This window comes from Pseudomonas sp. CK-NBRI-02 (assembly GCF_008124495.1).
GTDB classification, from domain to species: Bacteria; Pseudomonadota; Gammaproteobacteria; order Pseudomonadales; family Pseudomonadaceae; genus Aquipseudomonas; species Aquipseudomonas guariconensis.
In genome coordinates, this window is record NZ_VSJH01000042.1 from 117808 (window position 1) to 134153 (window position 16346).

The following is a 16346-nucleotide window of genomic DNA, read 5'->3' on the forward strand; positions in this document are numbered from 1 at the left end:
CCCTCGAATGAATGTCGCAAGTTCCGGCATTCACCCAATCGTCAACTTCGAGGACGTCATGATGGAAAAAAACGACCCCAGCGCCACCTCCAGGCCGGGCAGTACACAGGATCACCTCCACGCCATTGCCGATGAAGCCGGAGCTTTGCTCGATGATGCGAAAACCCAAGGTACCCACCAGTACGAGCAATACCGCGACCGTGCGGCGGAGCAGCTCGACGCTCTCAAGGAAGGCGCGCGTTCGGCGGCTTCGGAGCTTGAGGGCCATGACAGCCTAGGGCTTTCCCACTATCTGAACGAGGCGGCCGCCTGCATCGGCAGCTTCGCCGAGCAGGTTCGTCATGAAAGTGCCGAAAGCCTGCTACAGCGAGGTGCACAGCTGGCGCGGGACAATCCTGCGCTCTTTCTCGCAGGCAGCGTGGCGGTGGGATTTGCCTTGTCGCGTTTCGCCAGTGCCAGCAACCGCCACGCAACCGCCGAACCCCCTCAACCTACGACGCACGCGCGCCCTGAGCCCGATCACACCCTACCAGCCGTGCCCGATCGGGCGAGCGATGTGTCCACCCACAAACCCTACACCCCCGTCGACCCTGTGGGGCTCGGCGCCGGAAGGCCGGTGAGTGACAGCCCACTGGATCGCGATCCACTCAAAGGAGGCGAGTGATGAACAAGGACCCTTTGCAACACACCCCAACTGCACATTCGACGGTCGACGATCCCGTGGGCGTGACGGGCCTGCTGCGCCAATTGATGCGCGAAGTTCCGGAACTGTTCGCCAAGGAGCTGGCACTGGCCAAGGCCGAACTGCAACAGAACCTGGCCACGCTCAAGGCCGGCACGGCGGCCGTAGCGACCGGCGCGATCGTGTTGCTGGCAGGTTTTGTCATCCTCCTGCTGGCGGCGGTCTATGCCCTGGCGATGGTGCTGGAGCCGTGGCTGGCTGCGCTGATCGTGGGTGCCGTCACCGTCATCGTCGGCTTGATCATGGTGCAATCGGGCAAGAAGCAGTTCGAGCCTTCGCACCTCAGACCTGACCGTACGTTGCATGCCATGGAGCAGGACAAGGACACCTTGAAGAGGAAACTGCCATGACCAGCACCTTCGAACGCGACGCACAAAAAGACCCCGACTTGCTCGAGCAGGAAATCAACGCCAAGCGCGAGCACATCAACGAACTGGTCGATGCACTGGAGCAACGACTGAGCCCTGGGCAACTGGTCGACAGGCTGCTTGCCTATGGCAAAGGCAATGGTGGCGAGTTCCTGCACAACCTGGGCACCACCCTCAAGAACAACCCGGTACCTGCGACCCTGACGGTCCTGGGCCTGGCTTGGCTGGGCCTTAACCAGCACCGGCCCTTCAATCCAGGCCCTGCATCCACAGGGCCTGGGCTGGGTGACAAACTGGGCGATGCGGTCGATTCCGTGAAAGGTGCATTCGCCCAAGCCGCACAGACGGTGCACGATGCCAGCCACAAGGTGCGCAGCAAAGCCCACGATGCGAGGGACCGCGCCAGCGAGCTCGGCCAGGGCGCACGCGCCTCGGTGAGCGAATCTGCCCAATCCTTGGGCAGCCGGGCACATCAGATAGGCGACCAGGCCACCGCCCTGAAGGGCCAGATGGACCACCTGCTCAAAGAGCAGCCGCTGGTGCTGGCAGCGCTGGGCGTACTGCTGGGGGCGGCGCTGGGCGCTGCGCTGCCCGGCACGCGTCAGGAGGATCGGCTCATGGGGCCCAGCAGCGATCGGGTCACCGACGCGCTCAAGGCCAAGGGCGAGGGGCTCAAGGCCTCGGTGAAACACGCCGTCGACGATACCTCGGGGCAGCAGGCGCCTGGCACGGCGCGTGATGCCAAGGGGGCCGATCTCTCCGCAGGGTTGGGTTTTCCACCTTGATCTGCCGGTAATGGCCGCCAGCCTCCGGAGCGTCCCAGGAGGCTGGCGCTACTGCATGCTTAACCCCAGAACGCCTGGCCGCCATCGAGCGGCAGCGTGGCGCCGGTCAGATAGCCTGCTTCGTCGCTGGCCAACCACGCGACCGTCCGGCCGATGTCGTTTTCGCAATCCCCGACCCTGCGCAGCGGAATGCCCTGCAGGAACGCTTCGGCTTCTTGCGGGTGGGCTTGCATCCAACCTTCGAGCCCTGGAGACAAGGCGTGGGGCGCGATCACGTTGACGCGTATGCCATCAGGCCCCCATTCGCATGCGGCTGCGCGGCTGAGGCAGCGGATGGCTTCCTTGGCCGCCGCATAGGCACCATAGCCGCAGGCGTCCCAGCGCATTGCGGCAGAGGAGGCCAGGTTGACCACCACGCCGCCGCCCCGCAGATACGGGTGGCATGCACGCATCAAGCGCAGGGTGGCCAGGGGGCCTGAGTCCATGCCTTGGGCGAAGGCCTCGTCGCTGACCTCCAGCAATCGGCCCAGGGGTACGATCTGGGCGTTGTTGACCAGGATGTCGATCGTGCCGAACGCTTCCAGCACCTGGGCCACGCACTGCTCGATGGCCTGCGCCTGGGTGACGTCGCAGACCACCGCCAGTGCCTCGCCACCGCGCGCGCGGATTTGCGCGCAGGTCGCTTCCAAGGGGGCCAGTGTGCGTCCTGCGACGGCCACCCGCGCGCCCTCGGCGCACAACGCCAGGGCAATGCCTTGGCCTACGCCCTGACCCCCGCCGGTGACCAAGGCTGTCTTGCCGGTAAGACGGTTCATGCGAGAAATTCCAGAGACAGGGGGTATTGACTGGTGGGCAGTACGCCCAGCTGGTCGAAATCGATGAAGCGCTGGCAGCTGTCCATCATCAGCGCCAGGTTGTGCTGGAACTTCGCCTCATCGCCCGGCGCATCGAAGAACGCCTGCGGATCGTCCATGGCTGCCGGCGGGAAGCATTCCTCGACGATGGCCGCCAACGCGGTGGCGCCAGGGGTGAGCACCTGCACCACCAGGTTTTGCACGTACTGGAAGTTGTCCTGGGTATCGATGGCTATCCGTGTGTGGTGATTTTGCCAGATCTCGAGCCAGGCCTCGTGGCTCAAGCGCGTCGGCCGTTGCAGGAAGGCCAGTTGCGAGAAGCCGTGGGTGCGCTGGCCGGGGCTGGCGGGGAATCGCGTGTTGCGGATGGGCACCGACTCGCAGACCAGGTACCCCGCAATGCGCGAACAGATCGCCTGCAAGGCCTCGTCGAATGGGCGGCGGAATTCGCCGACGGCGCTGTCCAGCCAGAAGCTCAGTACGGCCTGGGGCAGGGGGCCTGCCTGTGTCTGGCGCAAGCCGTTGGCGGCGCTCACGTCGGCGTCGGCCAGGTTCAGCTGCAGGTGCCGGGCGCCGAGGGTGTGCAGGCGGTCGGCGAGGGGGCCGCTCAATTGCTGGGAGAACGAATCGAACGTGTCGTGCTCGGGTTGCCAAAGCAGGTAGATGACTTTCTGCACGGAGCGCTCCTTGACACAAGGCATGGTTGAGAGATGACCGTGACCATGGTTGATCGCCGTCGCTGCAGAGGAATCCTCCAAACGGACTATCCCGCGCCGATGAGCAGGCTCGTCTTACTTGTTGCCGGGCGATCTTTGCCTATGCTGCGTAGCGAGGGGCTGTATGAAATGTATTCGCGCAACGGCCAGACAAGGCGAAACCAACACGTCACGAGGGTCGATACCATGTATTACGTGCAACGCGATGCCGCAGGCCAACTGTTGCGGGTCGAAGCCGCTCCTTACGCCGACTACACCGAAATACTCCCCGCCGACCATGGCGAAATCCAGGCCTGGTTCGCGGACGATGTGGTGGAAAACAGCCTTCGCCAGCTCAAGCAGAGTGACTTGGACATGATCCGTGTGCTCGAAGACCTGATCGACGTGCTGACCACCAAGGGCGTGATCAGCATCACCGACCTGCCGCCGGATGCTCAGTCCAAACTGCTCAACCGCTCTTCGGCGCGCAAGGCGCTCGGCAGCCTGAACAACCTGATCGAGGAAGACGAGGGCGGTGGTCTGATCTGACCCCGTCCGGGGGCGGCAGCGCTGACGTCAGCGCCAGGGTGCAGGCTCGCCCACCCGCCGCCCTTGCATCCCTTGCACGCCCATTTCGCGCAGAACGTTCGATTCCCCTTCGGACTCGACCCGCTCGGCAATCAGCGGCAGGTCGATGCTGTGCGCTGCCCGTTGAATGGCTTCGATGAACAGGCGTTTATGCTGCTCCTGATCGATGTGGCGAATGTAGCTACCATCGATCTTCAAGTAGGCAAGTCCCAGGTTTTCCAGGTTACCGATCATGCTGAAGCGCCCGCCGAAGCGCTGCAGCGCCAGGCCAACGCCCAACTCGCGCAGGCGTCGGGTCAAGTGCTCGAGCGAGGCCTGCCGGGGCAGTTGCTCTTCGCCGATTTCCAGGGTCAAGCGTGCGGCCAATGCGCGATGATGGCCGAGCTGTTCGTAGACCTGGCGCATCGCGCCGTCATCGGCCAGGGTGGCGGCCGAGAGGTTCAGTGCCAGGGAGGCATCGTGGCCTTCCAGATGCCTGAGGACCTTCTCCAGCATCAACAGGTCCAGGCGCGGCATCCAACCGAAACGCTCGAGCCACGGCAGGAAGCGACCCGCCGCCAACGGCTCGCCCTGATCATCGTGCAGACGGGAAATGACCTTGTAATGCAGGATCCGGCTCGGCACCTGGCAATCGACCACCGGCTGGAAGAACAGCTCGAACAGCCCCCGGTCCAGGGCCCGGTCGAGCCGCGAGTGCCAGGCATTCTGACTGTCGGGTGCCTGTGTCGCGGCGCTGCGTTCCAGGCACACCCAGCTCGGTGCTCCCTGGTGCTCGGCGCGCGCCAGGGCTTCATCGGCCAGCTTGAGCAGTGCGTCGGGCTGATCGCCTGGCGTATAGGGGGCAAGGCCCATGCGGGCCACCGGGCTGACATCGCTGGCCTCGGTCTGGTGCAGGCTGTGCAAGGCCTGCTCCAATGCCTGGGCCAGGTGTACGGCTTGCTCGGAGTCCAGGCCAGGCGCCAGCACGGCGAATTCGCCGCCACGGCTGCGCGCGATCAGGTCGCGGGTCTGGGGATGGGAGGCGCAAGCGCGGCGTAGCTGTTCGGCCACCGCCTGGATCAACTGATCGGTACGTTGCCCGCCCAGGCGCGCGTTGAGGCCGGCCAGGTCCTGAATGCGCAGCAGCAGCAGGTAGCCAGCCCGGGCGTCCTCGACGTTGCTGACTTGGTCGTTGAGCTGCATCTGGAAGTAACGCCGGTTGGCCAGGCCAGTGAGGCTGTCCTGATACGATTCGGCACGCAGCTGCTCGCTGCGCTCGGCCTGTTCGTGGAACAGCGCCTTGAGCTTCTCGACCATCTGGTTCATGGCTTGGACTACGCGGCGCAGTTCGGGCGTGCGGGGAAGATCCGGAAGGCTGAGGAATTCCCGGCGGGCGATGGCATGGGACTGGGCAACCATGTAATCGAGCGGGCGCAATTGGCGGCGCAGCAGCAAGGCGCCCAACACGGCGCTCAAGGCCCCGCACAGCAGCAGCCAGCCCAGGCTGCCCAAGGCGCCTTGCCAGAGCTTGGCCAGGGCGAACATCGGGTGGCTGACCACCTCGACCCGTGCCGCCTGCTGCCAGCCGCGGCTGACGATGGCGTCCGCGCCGGCGGCCTGCAATCCCGCCAGGCGAATGAACCAGGCGGGCACGCCGTTGCTGTCGGGTTCGGCGTGGCGCTCCACGAGCACGGCGTTGGACGCCAGGTCGATGACCTTGATGCTGGCGTAGTACCCGCTGTCGAACAGCGAGCTCACCATCAGCTCGACCATGGCTGGATCGTCGATGTTCGGCGTCAGCGACAGGGCCAATGCAGTGGCACCGTCCTGGGCATGCGAGCGCAGCTGGTTCACGTACTGGCTACGCGAGCTTTCCAGGCTGACCATGAAGCTGCCGGTGAAGGCAACCACCAGGAACAGGCAAATGGCGAACAGCAATTGTTTGAACAGTGACATCTGCGCTCCTTAGTAGACCGGTTCGGCCGGGAAGCCTTCGGCCTGCATCTTTTTCAGCACGTCCTGCCAGCGCGACAGCCGTTTGGTATCGCCGACTTTCTTGTTCCCCGAGGCGCCGGTCAGCCAGAGACCCTCACCGTTGAAGGCGTAGACCGGCAACAGGTCGGTGCGCTCGTCCGCCGGCTTGATCGCGTCCATCAGGCTGTCGAGCACCAGCGGCTGGGCCTGTGGGGTCGAATAATAGGTCAGGACCATGTGCGCCCGATTCTGGCGCAGGGCCTTGACGTAGGTGATGCGTAGTTTCTCGCTGGGGATGCCCATGCGCCGCAGGCTGAAGTACTTGGCGATAGCGTAGTCCTCGCAATCGCCTGCGCCCTTGATCAGTGACTGGATCGGTGTGGCCCAGTAATCGATGTCGCGCCACAGGTCGATATCTTCGACGTAGCGCAACTGCTGGTTGAAGAAGAGATTGACCTGCCGCAGCCGTTCCAGCTCGCTGCCTTGTTGCTGGGTGGCAAGCAGCTGCTGCCAGGCATCGATGCGCGCCTGGCCTGGGCCCAGAGGGCCATAGAGGGCCTGGGCCCGTCGGCTGATCTGCGAGAAATCCCAATCGGCGCGTAGGCTGCCCAGCAGCACAAGCGCCAACAGGACGGCGAGGCCGAGGCGCCACACGACGGTTTCGAGCATCCTGGGTTTCGCCACTGCTAAGGCCTATTGAGTACCGATCCTTGACAACCGTGGTGCTGTCGTCCGGGAAAAGCGCAGGGCACGTCACTGCCCGGCGACAACGAGCAGTGTAGATGATAGGCGCCCAGCTATGGCCATGCGCCAGCTATGCAATGAAATCCGATTCGGCGGGCGGCTCTGCCCGGGCATCCTGCTGGATCGTGCCATGCACGGCAATGCCACACACACCGCACAAGCCAACGCTGGCGAGCACGATGTCGCCCAGGATCATGCCGACGATCAACAGCAGCAGGCTGGCGCGAAAGAGGGTGGTCATGACTGCCTCCATGGCAATTGACGTGGGGATGGTGCTAACCATAACGCCTTTGGATCCCAGGATGCAGCCTGGTTTTTGGCAGACGGCAGGCTTTCCATCGGAATTGGCCGATTGGTCCTGTCCGCGTGCTCGGCCCTGATGGCCGCTGGCCGTTGCAGGGCTGGAAACCTCATCCCGACCGAGGCCAGCCTTGGGGGAGGCGAAAGCGGCGGATCAGGCCGGGCGACGCGGAACTTCAAGCGGTGGGCCCGGTCGATAGCATCCCTTGCCTTCCGAACAAGGGCCCAGCCAACCTGGACGGCTGCAAACCTGCCCATCGTGTGGCAGTCCACCCGGTCTTGTCGAGTTCGTTTCCGATGCCAAGCACGCCTGTATGGTTGGCTTTATGCCTGTGTCTGACGGTGATCGTATCCCAGTGTGCCCTGGCTGGCGGCCGTGCCACTCAAGCCCGTAGCAACAACGCCTCCACCGCGTTGATCGAAGCCGCCTCGCAGCAATATGCAGAAGGTCATCTGGACCAGGCGGCGGCGACATTGGAACGCGCGCTGCACATACAGCCGAACAATCCCGCCACCTTGCATTACCTGGGTGTGTTGCGCCTGCAGCAGGGGCAATACCAGCAGGCCGAGACGCTGGCGGCCCGCTCCAACCTTCGTGTCGGCGCCAATCGTGCGCTGTACGCTCGCAATCTTCAGCTGATAACGGCGGCCCGCAACGCTCAGCGCTCAGGTGCAATGCCTGCGGCGATCAAGGACTCCGAGCGGGCCGGCGGCGATGCCAGCGGCATGATCACCGCCGAACAACTCATCCGCTACTGACCCCGGCAGGGCGCCTAGGCCTCACGGGCAAAGCACAGCACCTTGCTCGTCATGCGCTGCAAGGTTTCGCCCCGCTGGTTGGACGTGATGCATTCGACCACCACCATGCCGCGGTCGCGGCGCGTGCGCGAGGGCGTGATGCTCACGATGGTGCTCTGCACACGCAGCCGGTCGCCTGCTCGGGTGGGCTGCGGCCAGGAAACCTCGGCAGTGGCACCGATCACGCCGCGGGCCAGAGGCAGGCTGCTCACCAACAGCTTCATGGTCAGCGCACTGGTCTGCCAGCCGCTGGCGGCCAACCCTTCGAAGAACGTGTCCTTGGCAAGGCTTTCGTCCAGGTGAAACGGCTGCGGATCGTACTCACGGGCAAAGCGAATGATCTGTTCAACATCCAGGCAATGCTCACCGCTGGTGAAGGTATCACCTACGGCCAGGTCCTCCAGATAGATCGGGTCGGTCATGTCAGGCTCCTCACGGGGCAGAGGCCGGGAGCGGCACGCTGCGCTCGGCTCATCAAACGCGATCGTGGGGCCTTGTTCAAGTCGGCCGACACTTGTAGCCAGAGGTCGCGGCGCTGGAAAGCGCCAAGCGAAACCTTGACCTGACTCGAAGTCCACTCTCGCTATCGACAACACCCCAGGCGGCCTTGCGTCGTGAAAGCACTGCGAGGCCTTCGCCAGGGCCGATACTGCTGGTATCGGCGGCGTCTGGCTGGTGGCGCGGGCCGCGAGGAGGTGTGAAGTGAACAAATTGTCCATTGTGGGTGCCGGAATGGTGGGTGAGGCGGCGGCGCAAATCATCGCCCGGGAGGAGTTCTGCCGTGAGCTGACGTTGATCGATGTGCAAGGGGACATGGCGCAGGGCAAGGCACTGGATGTCTGGCAGGCAGCCGTCGAGTCCGGTTCCGATACCCGGGTCTACGGAGGGGGCGATGCTCAGTTGCTGCAGGATTCCGAGTTGGTGGTGATCACCGCGGGCGTGCCGCGCAAGCCGGGCCAGTCGCGCCAGGATGTACTGAGCATCAACCTGCCGATACTCGACGGCATCATGCGGGACATCAATCGGCATGCCCCGTCGGCGATCGTACTGGTGGTGTCGAACCCGGTCGATGTGCTCACTTACCGGGCCTGGAGCCTCAGTGAGCTGGGCCGCGACAAGGTGTTCGGGCAGGCCGGGGTGCTGGATACCGCGCGGATGAAGTGCTTCATTGCCGAACAGACAGGCTTTTCTGCCCGGGATATCGCGGCGCTGGTGCTCGGAGGCCATGGCGACAGCATGGTGCCGTTGATGCGCTACTGCACGGTCGGCTCTGTACCGCTTTCGCACTTTTTGACCTCTGAGCAGATCGAGCGGATCGTGCAGCGTACCCGTCAGGGAGGCGGCGAAATCCTGGGCCTGAAGAAGGTGGGGAGCGCATGCGATGCACCGGGCGTGGCAATCGCCCAGATGGTGGATGCGATCGCCAACGGTCGAAACCGCATACTGCCTGCGGTCGCGATCCTCGAGGGCGAGTACGGGCGCCGGGATATAGCCATGGGGGTGCCTTGCGTGCTGGGAGAGCAAGGGCTGACGCGGGTCGTGGAACTGCCCCTGGATGCGCAGGAGCAATCGATGTTCGACCACTCAGCCGACCAGGTGGCGCGTGACATCGGCGAAATGAAAGCGCTGTGAGCCTGTAGGGCGCGGGTTCAGCCGCAGCGCCCCTCAGGCGTGCCGCGGGCCAACGCCTGCGCGAGATAGGGCGCGGTGCGGCTGCCCTGAACCTGGGCAACCTCGGCGGCGGTGCCGGTCGCGACGACCAGGCCACCGGCCTGGCCTGCCCCGGGTCCAATGTCGATCACCCAGTCGGCCTGGGCCACCATGCGCATGTCGTGCTCGATCATCACCACGCTGTTGCCGGCATCGACCAGCTGTTGCAACTGCGCCATCAGCCGGTCGGCATCGGCCACATGCAGGCCGGTGGTCGGCTCGTCGAGCACGTACAGCGTGCGCCCTCGCTGGCTGCGCTGCAGCTCGGTGGCCAGCTTGATGCGCTGCGCCTCGCCGCCGGACAGCTCGGTGGCCGGCTGGCCCAGGCGCAGGTAACCCAGGCCGATCTCGCGCAGCACCTGCAGCGAGCGCGATACCGCTTGCTCGTCGACGAAGAAATCGCAGGCTTCTTCCACGGTCATGCGCAGCACGTCGGCGATGTTGCGGCCATTCCATTGCACCGCAAGGGTGTCCGCGTTGTAGCGGGCGCCGTGACAGGTGGGGCAGGGGGCATAGACGCTGGGCATGAACAGCAGCTCGACGCTGACGAAGCCTTCGCCTTCACAGGTGTCGCAACGCCCCTTGGCCACGTTGAACGAGAAACGCCCCGCGTCATAGCGGCGCTCGCGGGCTTCGTCGGTCGCGGCGAACAGTTTGCGCACAGGGTCGAACAGCCCGGTATAGGTCGCCAGGTTGGAGCGAGGCGTGCGACCGATCGGCTTCTGGTCCACCTGCACGACCCGTTGCACGGCCTGTACATCGCCGCCCAGGTGACCGCCGGTGCGCTCGATGATCGTCGGGCCTTCGGTGCTGGCTTCGCTGTCTTGCTCCTCAGGTTCGTGCCCCAGGTGCAGCAGCATCAACTCGGGCAATGCCTGGGCGATCAGGCTCGACTTGCCGGAGCCGGAGATGCCGGTCACCGCCGTGAGCACACCCAGCGGCACGCGTGCGTCCACGCCGTGCAGGTTATGACGTCGGATGGCCTTCAGCTCCAGCCAGCCGGTGGGTGTGCGGGCGCGAGTGCTGGGGGCGGGCAGTTGGTCGAACAGGTAGCGGGCGGTGTGCGATTCGGCCACTTCGCGCAGGCCCGCCGGGGCACCGCTGTAGAGCACGCGGCCGCCGCGCTCACCGGCATCGGGACCGACATCCACCAGCCATTGGGCGCGGCGCATCAGTTCCAGATCATGCTCGACCACGAACACCGAGTTGCCGGCGTCGCGCAGGCGGTCGAGGGCGTCGTAAAGCGCCTGGCTGTCGGAAGGGTGCAGGCCGGCTGAAGGCTCGTCGAGCACATAGACCACGCCGAACAGCAGGGCGCTCAGTTGCGTGGCCAGGCGCAGTCGCTGAAGCTCGCCGGTCGACAGTGTCGGTGTGGCGCGTTCCAGGGTGAGGTAGCCAAGGCCCAGCTGCTGCAGCGTGCGCAGGCGCGCCAACACCCCTTCGGCCAGGCGCTGCGCGGCCAGTTGTTTTTCGCTCGAGCGGGTGTCCTGGGCAGAGACTTGGCCTCGGCTGACCGGTTCGAGCAAGGCCACGACCTGGTCCAGCGGCATCTGGGCCAGGGTGCCGATGTCCACCCCGCAGAACGTCACTGACAATGCCTCTGGCTTCAGACGCTTGCCGTCGCACGCTGGGCAGGGGCGACCCTCCATGAAGCGCGACACACGCTTGCGCATCAGCGCGCTCTGAGTGTTGGCGAATGTGTGCAGTACGTAACGCCGGGCACCGGTGAACGTCCCCATGTAGCTGGGCTCGAGTTTGCGCTTGAGGGCGGTGCGGGTTTCGGCCGGCGTGAGGCCCGCATAGACCGGCACGGTGGGCGCTTCTTCGGTGAACAGGATCCAGTCGCGGTCTGCCTGCGGCAGGTCTTTCCAGGGCCTGTCGACGTCATAGCCCAGGGTGACCAGGATGTCGCGCAGGTTCTGCCCATGCCAGGCCGGTGGCCAGGCGGCGATGGCCCGGTCGCGGATGCTCAAGGTCGGGTCGGGGACCAGGCTCGCCTCGCTCACCTCATAGACGTGCCCCAGGCCATGGCACGCCGGGCAGGCCCCTTGCGGTGTATTGGCCGAGAAGTCTTCGGCATACAGCATCGGCTGGCCGCTGGGGTAGGTGCCAGCGCGCGAGTACAACATGCGCACCAGGCTGGACAGGTTGGTCACGCTGCCGACCGAGGAACGGGCATTGCTCGCACCGCGTTGTTGTTGCAGCGCCACAGCCGGGGGCAATCCATCGATCGCGTCGACATCCGGCACGCCCACCTGGTCGATCAGTCGCCGGGCGTAAGGCGCTACGGATTCGAAGTAGCGGCGCTGCGCTTCGGCATACAGAGTGCCGAAGGCCAGCGATGACTTGCCGGAGCCGGAAACGCCGGAAAACACCACCAGCGCATCGCGGGGGATGGCGACATCCACATCCTTGAGGTTGTGTTCGCGCGCGCCGCGCACCACCACATAGCCATCTTCGGTCTCGAGGTGGGCACGGTCGGTCGGGGAGGGGGTGCGTGTCATGGGGCGGCGGCTCGGCGGCTGGCAAAAGGGTTACGGTAGCCGTTGTCGGGCCTCGGCGCCTACCCCTGGGTGTCTTGAGGGCGTTGGGTGTGGAGTCTGGTGTGCATGTACTCTGGCGTGCCCTTGTCCTTTGCCAGAAGCTTGCGGGCTGTCTCTATAAAGGGCGTGACCACCAGGCTGTACAGCGTCAGGTAACGCTGCTGGTCTTGTTCTGCGGTGCCGAAGCGGATGTCTTCAGGCGTTGAGGTGGTGACATAGAGCGTGCCGAACATCCAGTCCCAGAGGGACAGGTTAGTGCCGAAGTTGCGGTTGAAATGGCGCGGGGCGTCACTGTGGTGGATCTGGTGCTGGGCCGGACTGTTCAATACATGCTCAAGCCTCGGACCGAACGACAGCCAGACATGGCTATGGCGAAGGTTGGCCGCCAGGCCATTGAAGATGAACACCAGGTAGGTCACCCCGAACAAGGTGTAGCGGCTGATTTCGCCGCCGCAGGCGTACCAGAAGCAACCGGCGTACAGGCCGATGAATAGGCTGGTGCTCAGTTTTTCGACGATCTTTTCCACGAAGTGCACCCGGCTTGCCGTCACGGGTACCAGCACGGGCGCTGAATGATGAACCTTGTGAAAAGCCCAGAGCCAGCGGGAATGAAACGCCCGATGCGCCCAGTAATGAATGAAGTCTTTGACCAGGAACACCCCCAACCCGTACAGCAGTGAGAGCCCGAGGTTTTCACCCACGCGCGGGCGTTCGCCCCAGAGATTGACGAAAAAGGCCTGGTAGTCGCCTGAATGCAGGATGTAGGGATCGACCCAGTTGACGATAGGCAGCACCAGCGCGACTTTGAGGACGGCTCGCACGAAGTAGTAGCGGTAATCCAGCAGCGCCGAGGGATGCAGGTGTACTCGGCCAGCGCCGATGAACTGCCAGAACGAAGGGGCGTCGGTCAGGCCGTGATGCTTTCTGAAGCGGAACAGGCCATAGGCGACGCCATAGGAGATGCAAAGGAACAGGACCCCGAAACGGCCGTTCAGGTTGAATATGCCGAGAAACTGCTCGGTGACGGGCGCGATCACCCACTCGGTCAGATGTTCGAAGGCAAGCGACAGTGCATCCACGAAACGGCGGCCTCGGCGAAAGAAACGGCATTGTAAATCAGATTGATTTACTTAAGCGTCTTTATATGAAGCATCAACCGTGGGTTTGTGGGCGCTACGCCACGGTATGATAAGCGCAACGCGATCCCGCCAGAGTGAATCATGAACCGTCAGAAAAAAATCAAGCAGTTGCTCAAGGCCCATGCCAAGAAAGCCAGCGCCAAGCTCGCACCGCGCAGCAACAAGCCCAAGTACATCAGCAAGGCCGAGCGGGAGAAGCTAGCCGCGCAGACGGCGAGTGAATCAAGCGCAGAGATCGAGCAAGGCGCGCATTGATCACCGCCGGCGCTTCCTATCTTCGCAGCGGCGCCACCGACCGCTGCTGATGGCGAGCCAGGTGTTCAAGGCGACGCAGTGTACTTCCTTGTGGCTGTACCTGTTCGAAAGGCACGCCTCCTGGAGGCAAAGGGGCATCCATAGCCCCTGTGCCTCCATGTCTGCCGAATCAATCAGCCGCGATTTGCAGTTCCGGCAGCTTGACACGAAACGCCCGGGTGACCCCCAGCAGGCAAATGAATCCAAGCCCCATCCAGCCCAGGCCAATCATGAACGACATGCTCGACAGGCTGGTCCACAGCCAGATCGTGCTCAGGAACCCCAGCCCCGGAAGCATGCCGTACAACAGGTAGTTGCGCAGGCCACGCAACTTCTGGCCGACCAAGTAGTGCTTGACCACCGCCAGGTTCACCGCCGAGAAGGCGAACAGTGCACCGAAGCTGATCATGTTGGCGACGGTATCAAGGGTGATGAACAGCGCGATCAGCGACAGAAGGCTGACCACCATGATGGCTGTGGCCGGCACCCGCTTCTTGGACACCAACTGGCCAAATGCGCGCGGCAGCACGCCGTCCCGGCCCATGGCGAACAGCACCCGTGACACGCTCGCCTGGGACACCATCGCCGAGGCGAAGCAACCTGCCACGTAGGTGGCCGTGAAGGCGCTCACCAGCAGTTCACCGCCCACCCGGCGCATGACGTCCACCGATGCGGAGTCGGGGTCGTGGAAAGTGCTCCACTCTGGAAACACCATCTGGGCACACCAGGACACCACCAGAAACAGCAGGCCACCGATCATTGTCACCGCCATGATCGCCTGGGGGATGCGACGTTGTGGGTTGGGGGTTTCCTCGGCCATGGTCGACACCGCGTCGAAGCCCAGGAACGACAAGCAAAGTACGGCTGCGCCGGTCATGATCAGCGGCACGCTGAAGCCTTCATGGTGGAAGGGCGCCAGCAGCGAAACAGGCCCCGCTTGCTGGTTCAGGTGACTGATCGACAGCGCGATGAAGACCACGATGAACACCAACTGGGCAACGATCAGCACCCAGTTGACACGGGTGATGGACTCGATGCCGATCAGGTTGAGGAAAGTCACCAGAGCGATGGAGCCGAGCGCCCATACCCACGCGGGGACTTCGGGGAAGTATTCGGACATGTAGATGCCGATCAACAGATAGCTCAGCAGCGGCAGGAAGATGTAGTCAAGCAGTAGGGTCCATCCGGCCATGAAGCCGAAGTAGGTGCCGAAGGCCTTGCGGGTGTAGGTGTACACCGAGCCGGAATAGGGGTGGGCCTGGACCATTCGTCCATAGCTGTAGGCGGTGAACAGCATGGCGACGAGCGTCAGTATGTAGGCGGTGGGCAGATGCCCTTGGGTCATTTGGGTGACCAGTCCGTAAGTGGTGAATACCGCCAGCGGCACCATGTAGGCTAAACCGAACAGCACTAGGGCGGTCAGGCTCATGGACTGGCGGAAACGACTTGATGAGGTGCTTTGCAACGGTGAATGGTGGGAGGAGGTATCGGCCGCATTTGTTGTTATATTCATTACTGACTCCTGAAAGTTCAGAGGCAAGGCACTGGCGGTATTTGAGTCGATCTTGACTTTGGGGGTACGTTTGTTCTCTTTGTAAAAACCTCGGTGCGGGCACGTGATGACCTGCGTTGAAATAACGCATTCAGCACGTCCAAGAGTCGCTACGTTGAAACTTGCAGCTTCACAAGCGTTTTACGGCATGAGTGGGGCGGCCTGCGGGCTCGAATGGCGCCAGGCCATGGCAGCGATATAAAACCGGGCCTTCGGAACGAGAAGAGCCGTAACAACGCAGGTCAATTCCTGTAGTTCATTAAGTAGGTGTAACTACTTAGTACTTTCAAGGCATTTATATTGCCATCGAACGGATATCGGATTTCGAATGACAACAGCGGCAATATTGCTCGATGACCACTAAATGCCTTGATCAAGAAAGCATGACAAGACAATCCCTGTTGGCCCAACGACGATCCTGTTTTCGACTTGGGGATTGAACGAGTCCGTTGTCCAACCAGGACTCAAGCTTCAGACGGTTTGGATCCACCTCTCATGGCCTGTCACTCCACCCCTGGAGTGTCAATTCTTCATATCGTCCGTGCTTGGCTATTTTTCCATGGCTGTGCGGTGGCCACCATCACCCTTTTGTGTGAGCTGGCGCTGGGCAGATACGGTCACAGGAGATACAGATTGATCAGGGCCCAGCGCCACACCGCAGCGACTATCAATTGCACGGCAAATGCGCCGAACCTGAGCCCTGCAAGCACACTAGGGACGATCGTGTCGCGTTGGCTCCATCGCTCTCTGCAGGGTCGTGTCATCGAACCTTTCCAAGAAGCGGTCGATCTGCGTCTTGCCGCACAGATGCACGGTTGGAACCTGCGGCGCCACAGTCAGGCGGATGGCTTCAATCTCTGCGCGGTAGCTGCTATCGAACTGCCAGACGAATTTCAAGAACTCTAGAAACGCTTTGTCCAGGCGTTCCTTGCAGCCAACCGGCCGGTCGGCCCGGGGCCTGTCCAGCAGGCTGCGAACGATCACCCGGGCGAGGCAGGTGAGTCGCGGGGTATCAAGCCAGATGACCAGGTCGGCTTGGGGCAGGCGCAGGTCGAAGGTGCGCCGTGCATAGTTGCCTTCACAGACCCAGGCGGGCGCGGCAACGGCATGGCGTACCCGTTCGCGAAACTGTTCGGCGTCGGGTTCTTCCCAGTTTGGTTCCCAGAACAACGTATCCAGGTGCACGACGCAAGCGCCGAGGCGTTTGCCCAGCGCCCGGGCCAATGTCGATTTGCCGCTGCCGGCGTTACCGAGTATCACAATCCGTTGCATGGGAAGACT

At 63.3% G+C, this 16346-nt stretch carries 17 protein-coding genes; 7 read left to right on the top strand and 10 right to left on the bottom strand.

Translation table 11 applies throughout. From position 1 onward, the window contains the following. Positions 1–7: 7 nt before the first annotated feature. The 3 genes from DQ397_RS23890 to DQ397_RS23900 are packed head-to-tail and all read left to right on the top strand — an operon-like array spanning position 8 to position 1895. On the top strand, positions 8–664 hold the full coding sequence (locus DQ397_RS23890) for a hypothetical protein (RefSeq protein WP_232095183.1): 657 nt from the start codon (positions 8–10) through the stop codon (positions 662–664). Further along, positions 664–1092, top strand: coding sequence for a phage holin family protein (locus DQ397_RS23895; RefSeq protein WP_043207053.1), 429 nt, complete (start codon positions 664–666; stop codon positions 1090–1092). The genes DQ397_RS23890 and DQ397_RS23895 overlap by 1 nt, the downstream gene beginning before the upstream one ends. Next, entirely contained in the window at positions 1089–1895 is an 807-nt protein-coding gene (locus tag DQ397_RS23900; protein ID WP_043207051.1) for a DUF3618 domain-containing protein, read from the top strand. The genes DQ397_RS23895 and DQ397_RS23900 overlap by 4 nt, the downstream gene beginning before the upstream one ends. A gap of 59 nt (positions 1896–1954) precedes the next feature. Here DQ397_RS23900 and DQ397_RS23905 read toward each other — a convergent pair whose 3' ends face one another. Beyond that, positions 1955–2710: an SDR family NAD(P)-dependent oxidoreductase gene (locus tag DQ397_RS23905; RefSeq protein WP_043207048.1), complete on the bottom strand. Its 756-nt coding sequence runs from the start codon at positions 2708–2710 to the stop codon at positions 1955–1957. Then, complete coding sequence (locus tag DQ397_RS23910) at positions 2707–3426, bottom strand: EthD domain-containing protein (protein WP_043207045.1); 720 nt, start codon at positions 3424–3426, stop codon at positions 2707–2709. Before DQ397_RS23910 ends, DQ397_RS23905 begins: the two co-directional genes overlap by 4 nt. Positions 3427–3651: 225 nt before the next feature. On the opposite strand from DQ397_RS23910, the gene DQ397_RS23915 reads away from it, so the two are divergent. Beyond that, a complete protein-coding gene (locus DQ397_RS23915; RefSeq protein ID WP_043207044.1) occupies positions 3652–3993 on the top strand; it encodes a hypothetical protein in 342 nt (113 codons plus the stop codon). Positions 3994–4020: 27 nt separating this feature from the next. Here the strand turns inward: DQ397_RS23915 and lapD are convergent, their stop codons facing one another. The 3 genes from lapD to DQ397_RS24600 form a co-directional block, all read right to left on the bottom strand. Then, positions 4021–5967 carry a cyclic di-GMP receptor LapD gene (gene lapD, locus DQ397_RS23920; protein ID WP_043207042.1) on the bottom strand — a complete coding sequence of 649 codons (1947 nt, stop codon included), beginning with the start codon at positions 5965–5967 and terminating at the stop codon, positions 4021–4023. Between the two features lie 9 nt (positions 5968–5976). Next, entirely contained in the window at positions 5977–6654 is a 678-nt protein-coding gene (gene lapG, locus DQ397_RS23925) for a cysteine protease LapG (protein ID WP_148921641.1), read from the bottom strand. 145 nt (positions 6655–6799) lie between these two features. Further along, positions 6800–6970, bottom strand: a complete 171-nt coding sequence (locus DQ397_RS24600) for a hypothetical protein (protein WP_167358089.1) — start codon at positions 6968–6970, stop codon at positions 6800–6802. 401 nt (positions 6971–7371) lie between these two features. Between DQ397_RS24600 and DQ397_RS23930 the strand changes: the two genes are divergently transcribed. Further along, entirely contained in the window at positions 7372–7788 is a 417-nt protein-coding gene (locus tag DQ397_RS23930) for a tetratricopeptide repeat protein (RefSeq protein WP_238556594.1), read from the top strand. Positions 7789–7802: 14 nt separating this feature from the next. Here DQ397_RS23930 and DQ397_RS23935 read toward each other — a convergent pair whose 3' ends face one another. Further along, positions 7803–8249: a MaoC family dehydratase gene (locus DQ397_RS23935; protein WP_043207036.1), complete on the bottom strand. Its 447-nt coding sequence runs from the start codon at positions 8247–8249 to the stop codon at positions 7803–7805. 280 nt (positions 8250–8529) lie between these two features. Between DQ397_RS23935 and DQ397_RS23940 the strand changes: the two genes are divergently transcribed. After that, on the top strand, positions 8530–9459 hold the full coding sequence (locus DQ397_RS23940) for a malate dehydrogenase (RefSeq protein ID WP_043207034.1): 930 nt from the start codon (positions 8530–8532) through the stop codon (positions 9457–9459). A gap of 17 nt (positions 9460–9476) precedes the next feature. Here DQ397_RS23940 and DQ397_RS23945 read toward each other — a convergent pair whose 3' ends face one another. Together DQ397_RS23945 and DQ397_RS23950 are read right to left on the bottom strand one after the other, a co-directional pair. Next, the gene (locus DQ397_RS23945) at positions 9477–12041 is read right to left on the bottom strand and encodes an excinuclease ABC subunit UvrA (protein WP_052352383.1); all 2565 of its coding nucleotides are present in this window, start codon (positions 12039–12041) and stop codon (positions 9477–9479) included. Positions 12042–12100: 59 nt separating this feature from the next. Next, positions 12101–13159: a sterol desaturase family protein gene (locus DQ397_RS23950; protein WP_052352381.1), complete on the bottom strand. Its 1059-nt coding sequence runs from the start codon at positions 13157–13159 to the stop codon at positions 12101–12103. 141 nt (positions 13160–13300) lie between these two features. On the opposite strand from DQ397_RS23950, the gene DQ397_RS23955 reads away from it, so the two are divergent. Further along, entirely contained in the window at positions 13301–13474 is a 174-nt protein-coding gene (locus DQ397_RS23955) for a DUF2986 domain-containing protein (protein WP_102081520.1), read from the top strand. Between the two features lie 169 nt (positions 13475–13643). Here the strand turns inward: DQ397_RS23955 and DQ397_RS23960 are convergent, their stop codons facing one another. Continuing rightward, the gene (locus DQ397_RS23960) at positions 13644–15026 is read right to left on the bottom strand and encodes an APC family permease (RefSeq protein WP_043207028.1); all 1383 of its coding nucleotides are present in this window, start codon (positions 15024–15026) and stop codon (positions 13644–13646) included. A gap of 750 nt (positions 15027–15776) precedes the next feature. After that, positions 15777–16337, bottom strand: a complete 561-nt coding sequence (locus tag DQ397_RS23965; RefSeq protein ID WP_052352379.1) for an AAA family ATPase — start codon at positions 16335–16337, stop codon at positions 15777–15779. Positions 16338–16346: the final 9 nt, after the last annotated feature.

What these genes read in the sequence shown, in the direction of transcription:
- DQ397_RS23890 (WP_232095183.1), top strand. Translation starts at nt 8, where the DNA reads ATGAATGTCGCAAGTTCCGGCATTCACCCAATCGTCAACTTCGAGGAC.
- DQ397_RS23895 (WP_043207053.1), top strand. Translation starts at nt 664, where the DNA reads ATGAACAAGGACCCTTTGCAACACACCCCAACTGCACATTCGACGGTC.
- DQ397_RS23900 (WP_043207051.1), top strand. Translation starts at nt 1,089, where the DNA reads ATGACCAGCACCTTCGAACGCGACGCACAAAAAGACCCCGACTTGCTC.
- DQ397_RS23905 (WP_043207048.1), bottom strand. Translation starts at nt 2,710, where the DNA reads ATGAACCGTCTTACCGGCAAGACAGCCTTGGTCACCGGCGGGGGTCAG.
- DQ397_RS23915 (WP_043207044.1), top strand. Translation starts at nt 3,652, where the DNA reads ATGTATTACGTGCAACGCGATGCCGCAGGCCAACTGTTGCGGGTCGAA.
- lapD (WP_043207042.1), bottom strand. Translation starts at nt 5,967, where the DNA reads ATGTCACTGTTCAAACAATTGCTGTTCGCCATTTGCCTGTTCCTGGTG.
- lapG (WP_148921641.1), bottom strand. Translation starts at nt 6,654, where the DNA reads ATGCTCGAAACCGTCGTGTGGCGCCTCGGCCTCGCCGTCCTGTTGGCG.
- DQ397_RS24600 (WP_167358089.1), bottom strand. Translation starts at nt 6,970, where the DNA reads ATGACCACCCTCTTTCGCGCCAGCCTGCTGCTGTTGATCGTCGGCATG.
- DQ397_RS23935 (WP_043207036.1), bottom strand. Translation starts at nt 8,249, where the DNA reads ATGACCGACCCGATCTATCTGGAGGACCTGGCCGTAGGTGATACCTTC.
- DQ397_RS23945 (WP_052352383.1), bottom strand. Translation starts at nt 12,041, where the DNA reads ATGACACGCACCCCCTCCCCGACCGACCGTGCCCACCTCGAGACCGAA.
- DQ397_RS23955 (WP_102081520.1), top strand. Translation starts at nt 13,301, where the DNA reads ATGAACCGTCAGAAAAAAATCAAGCAGTTGCTCAAGGCCCATGCCAAG.
- DQ397_RS23960 (WP_043207028.1), bottom strand. Translation starts at nt 15,026, where the DNA reads ATGAATATAACAACAAATGCGGCCGATACCTCCTCCCACCATTCACCG.
- DQ397_RS23965 (WP_052352379.1), bottom strand. Translation starts at nt 16,337, where the DNA reads ATGCAACGGATTGTGATACTCGGTAACGCCGGCAGCGGCAAATCGACA.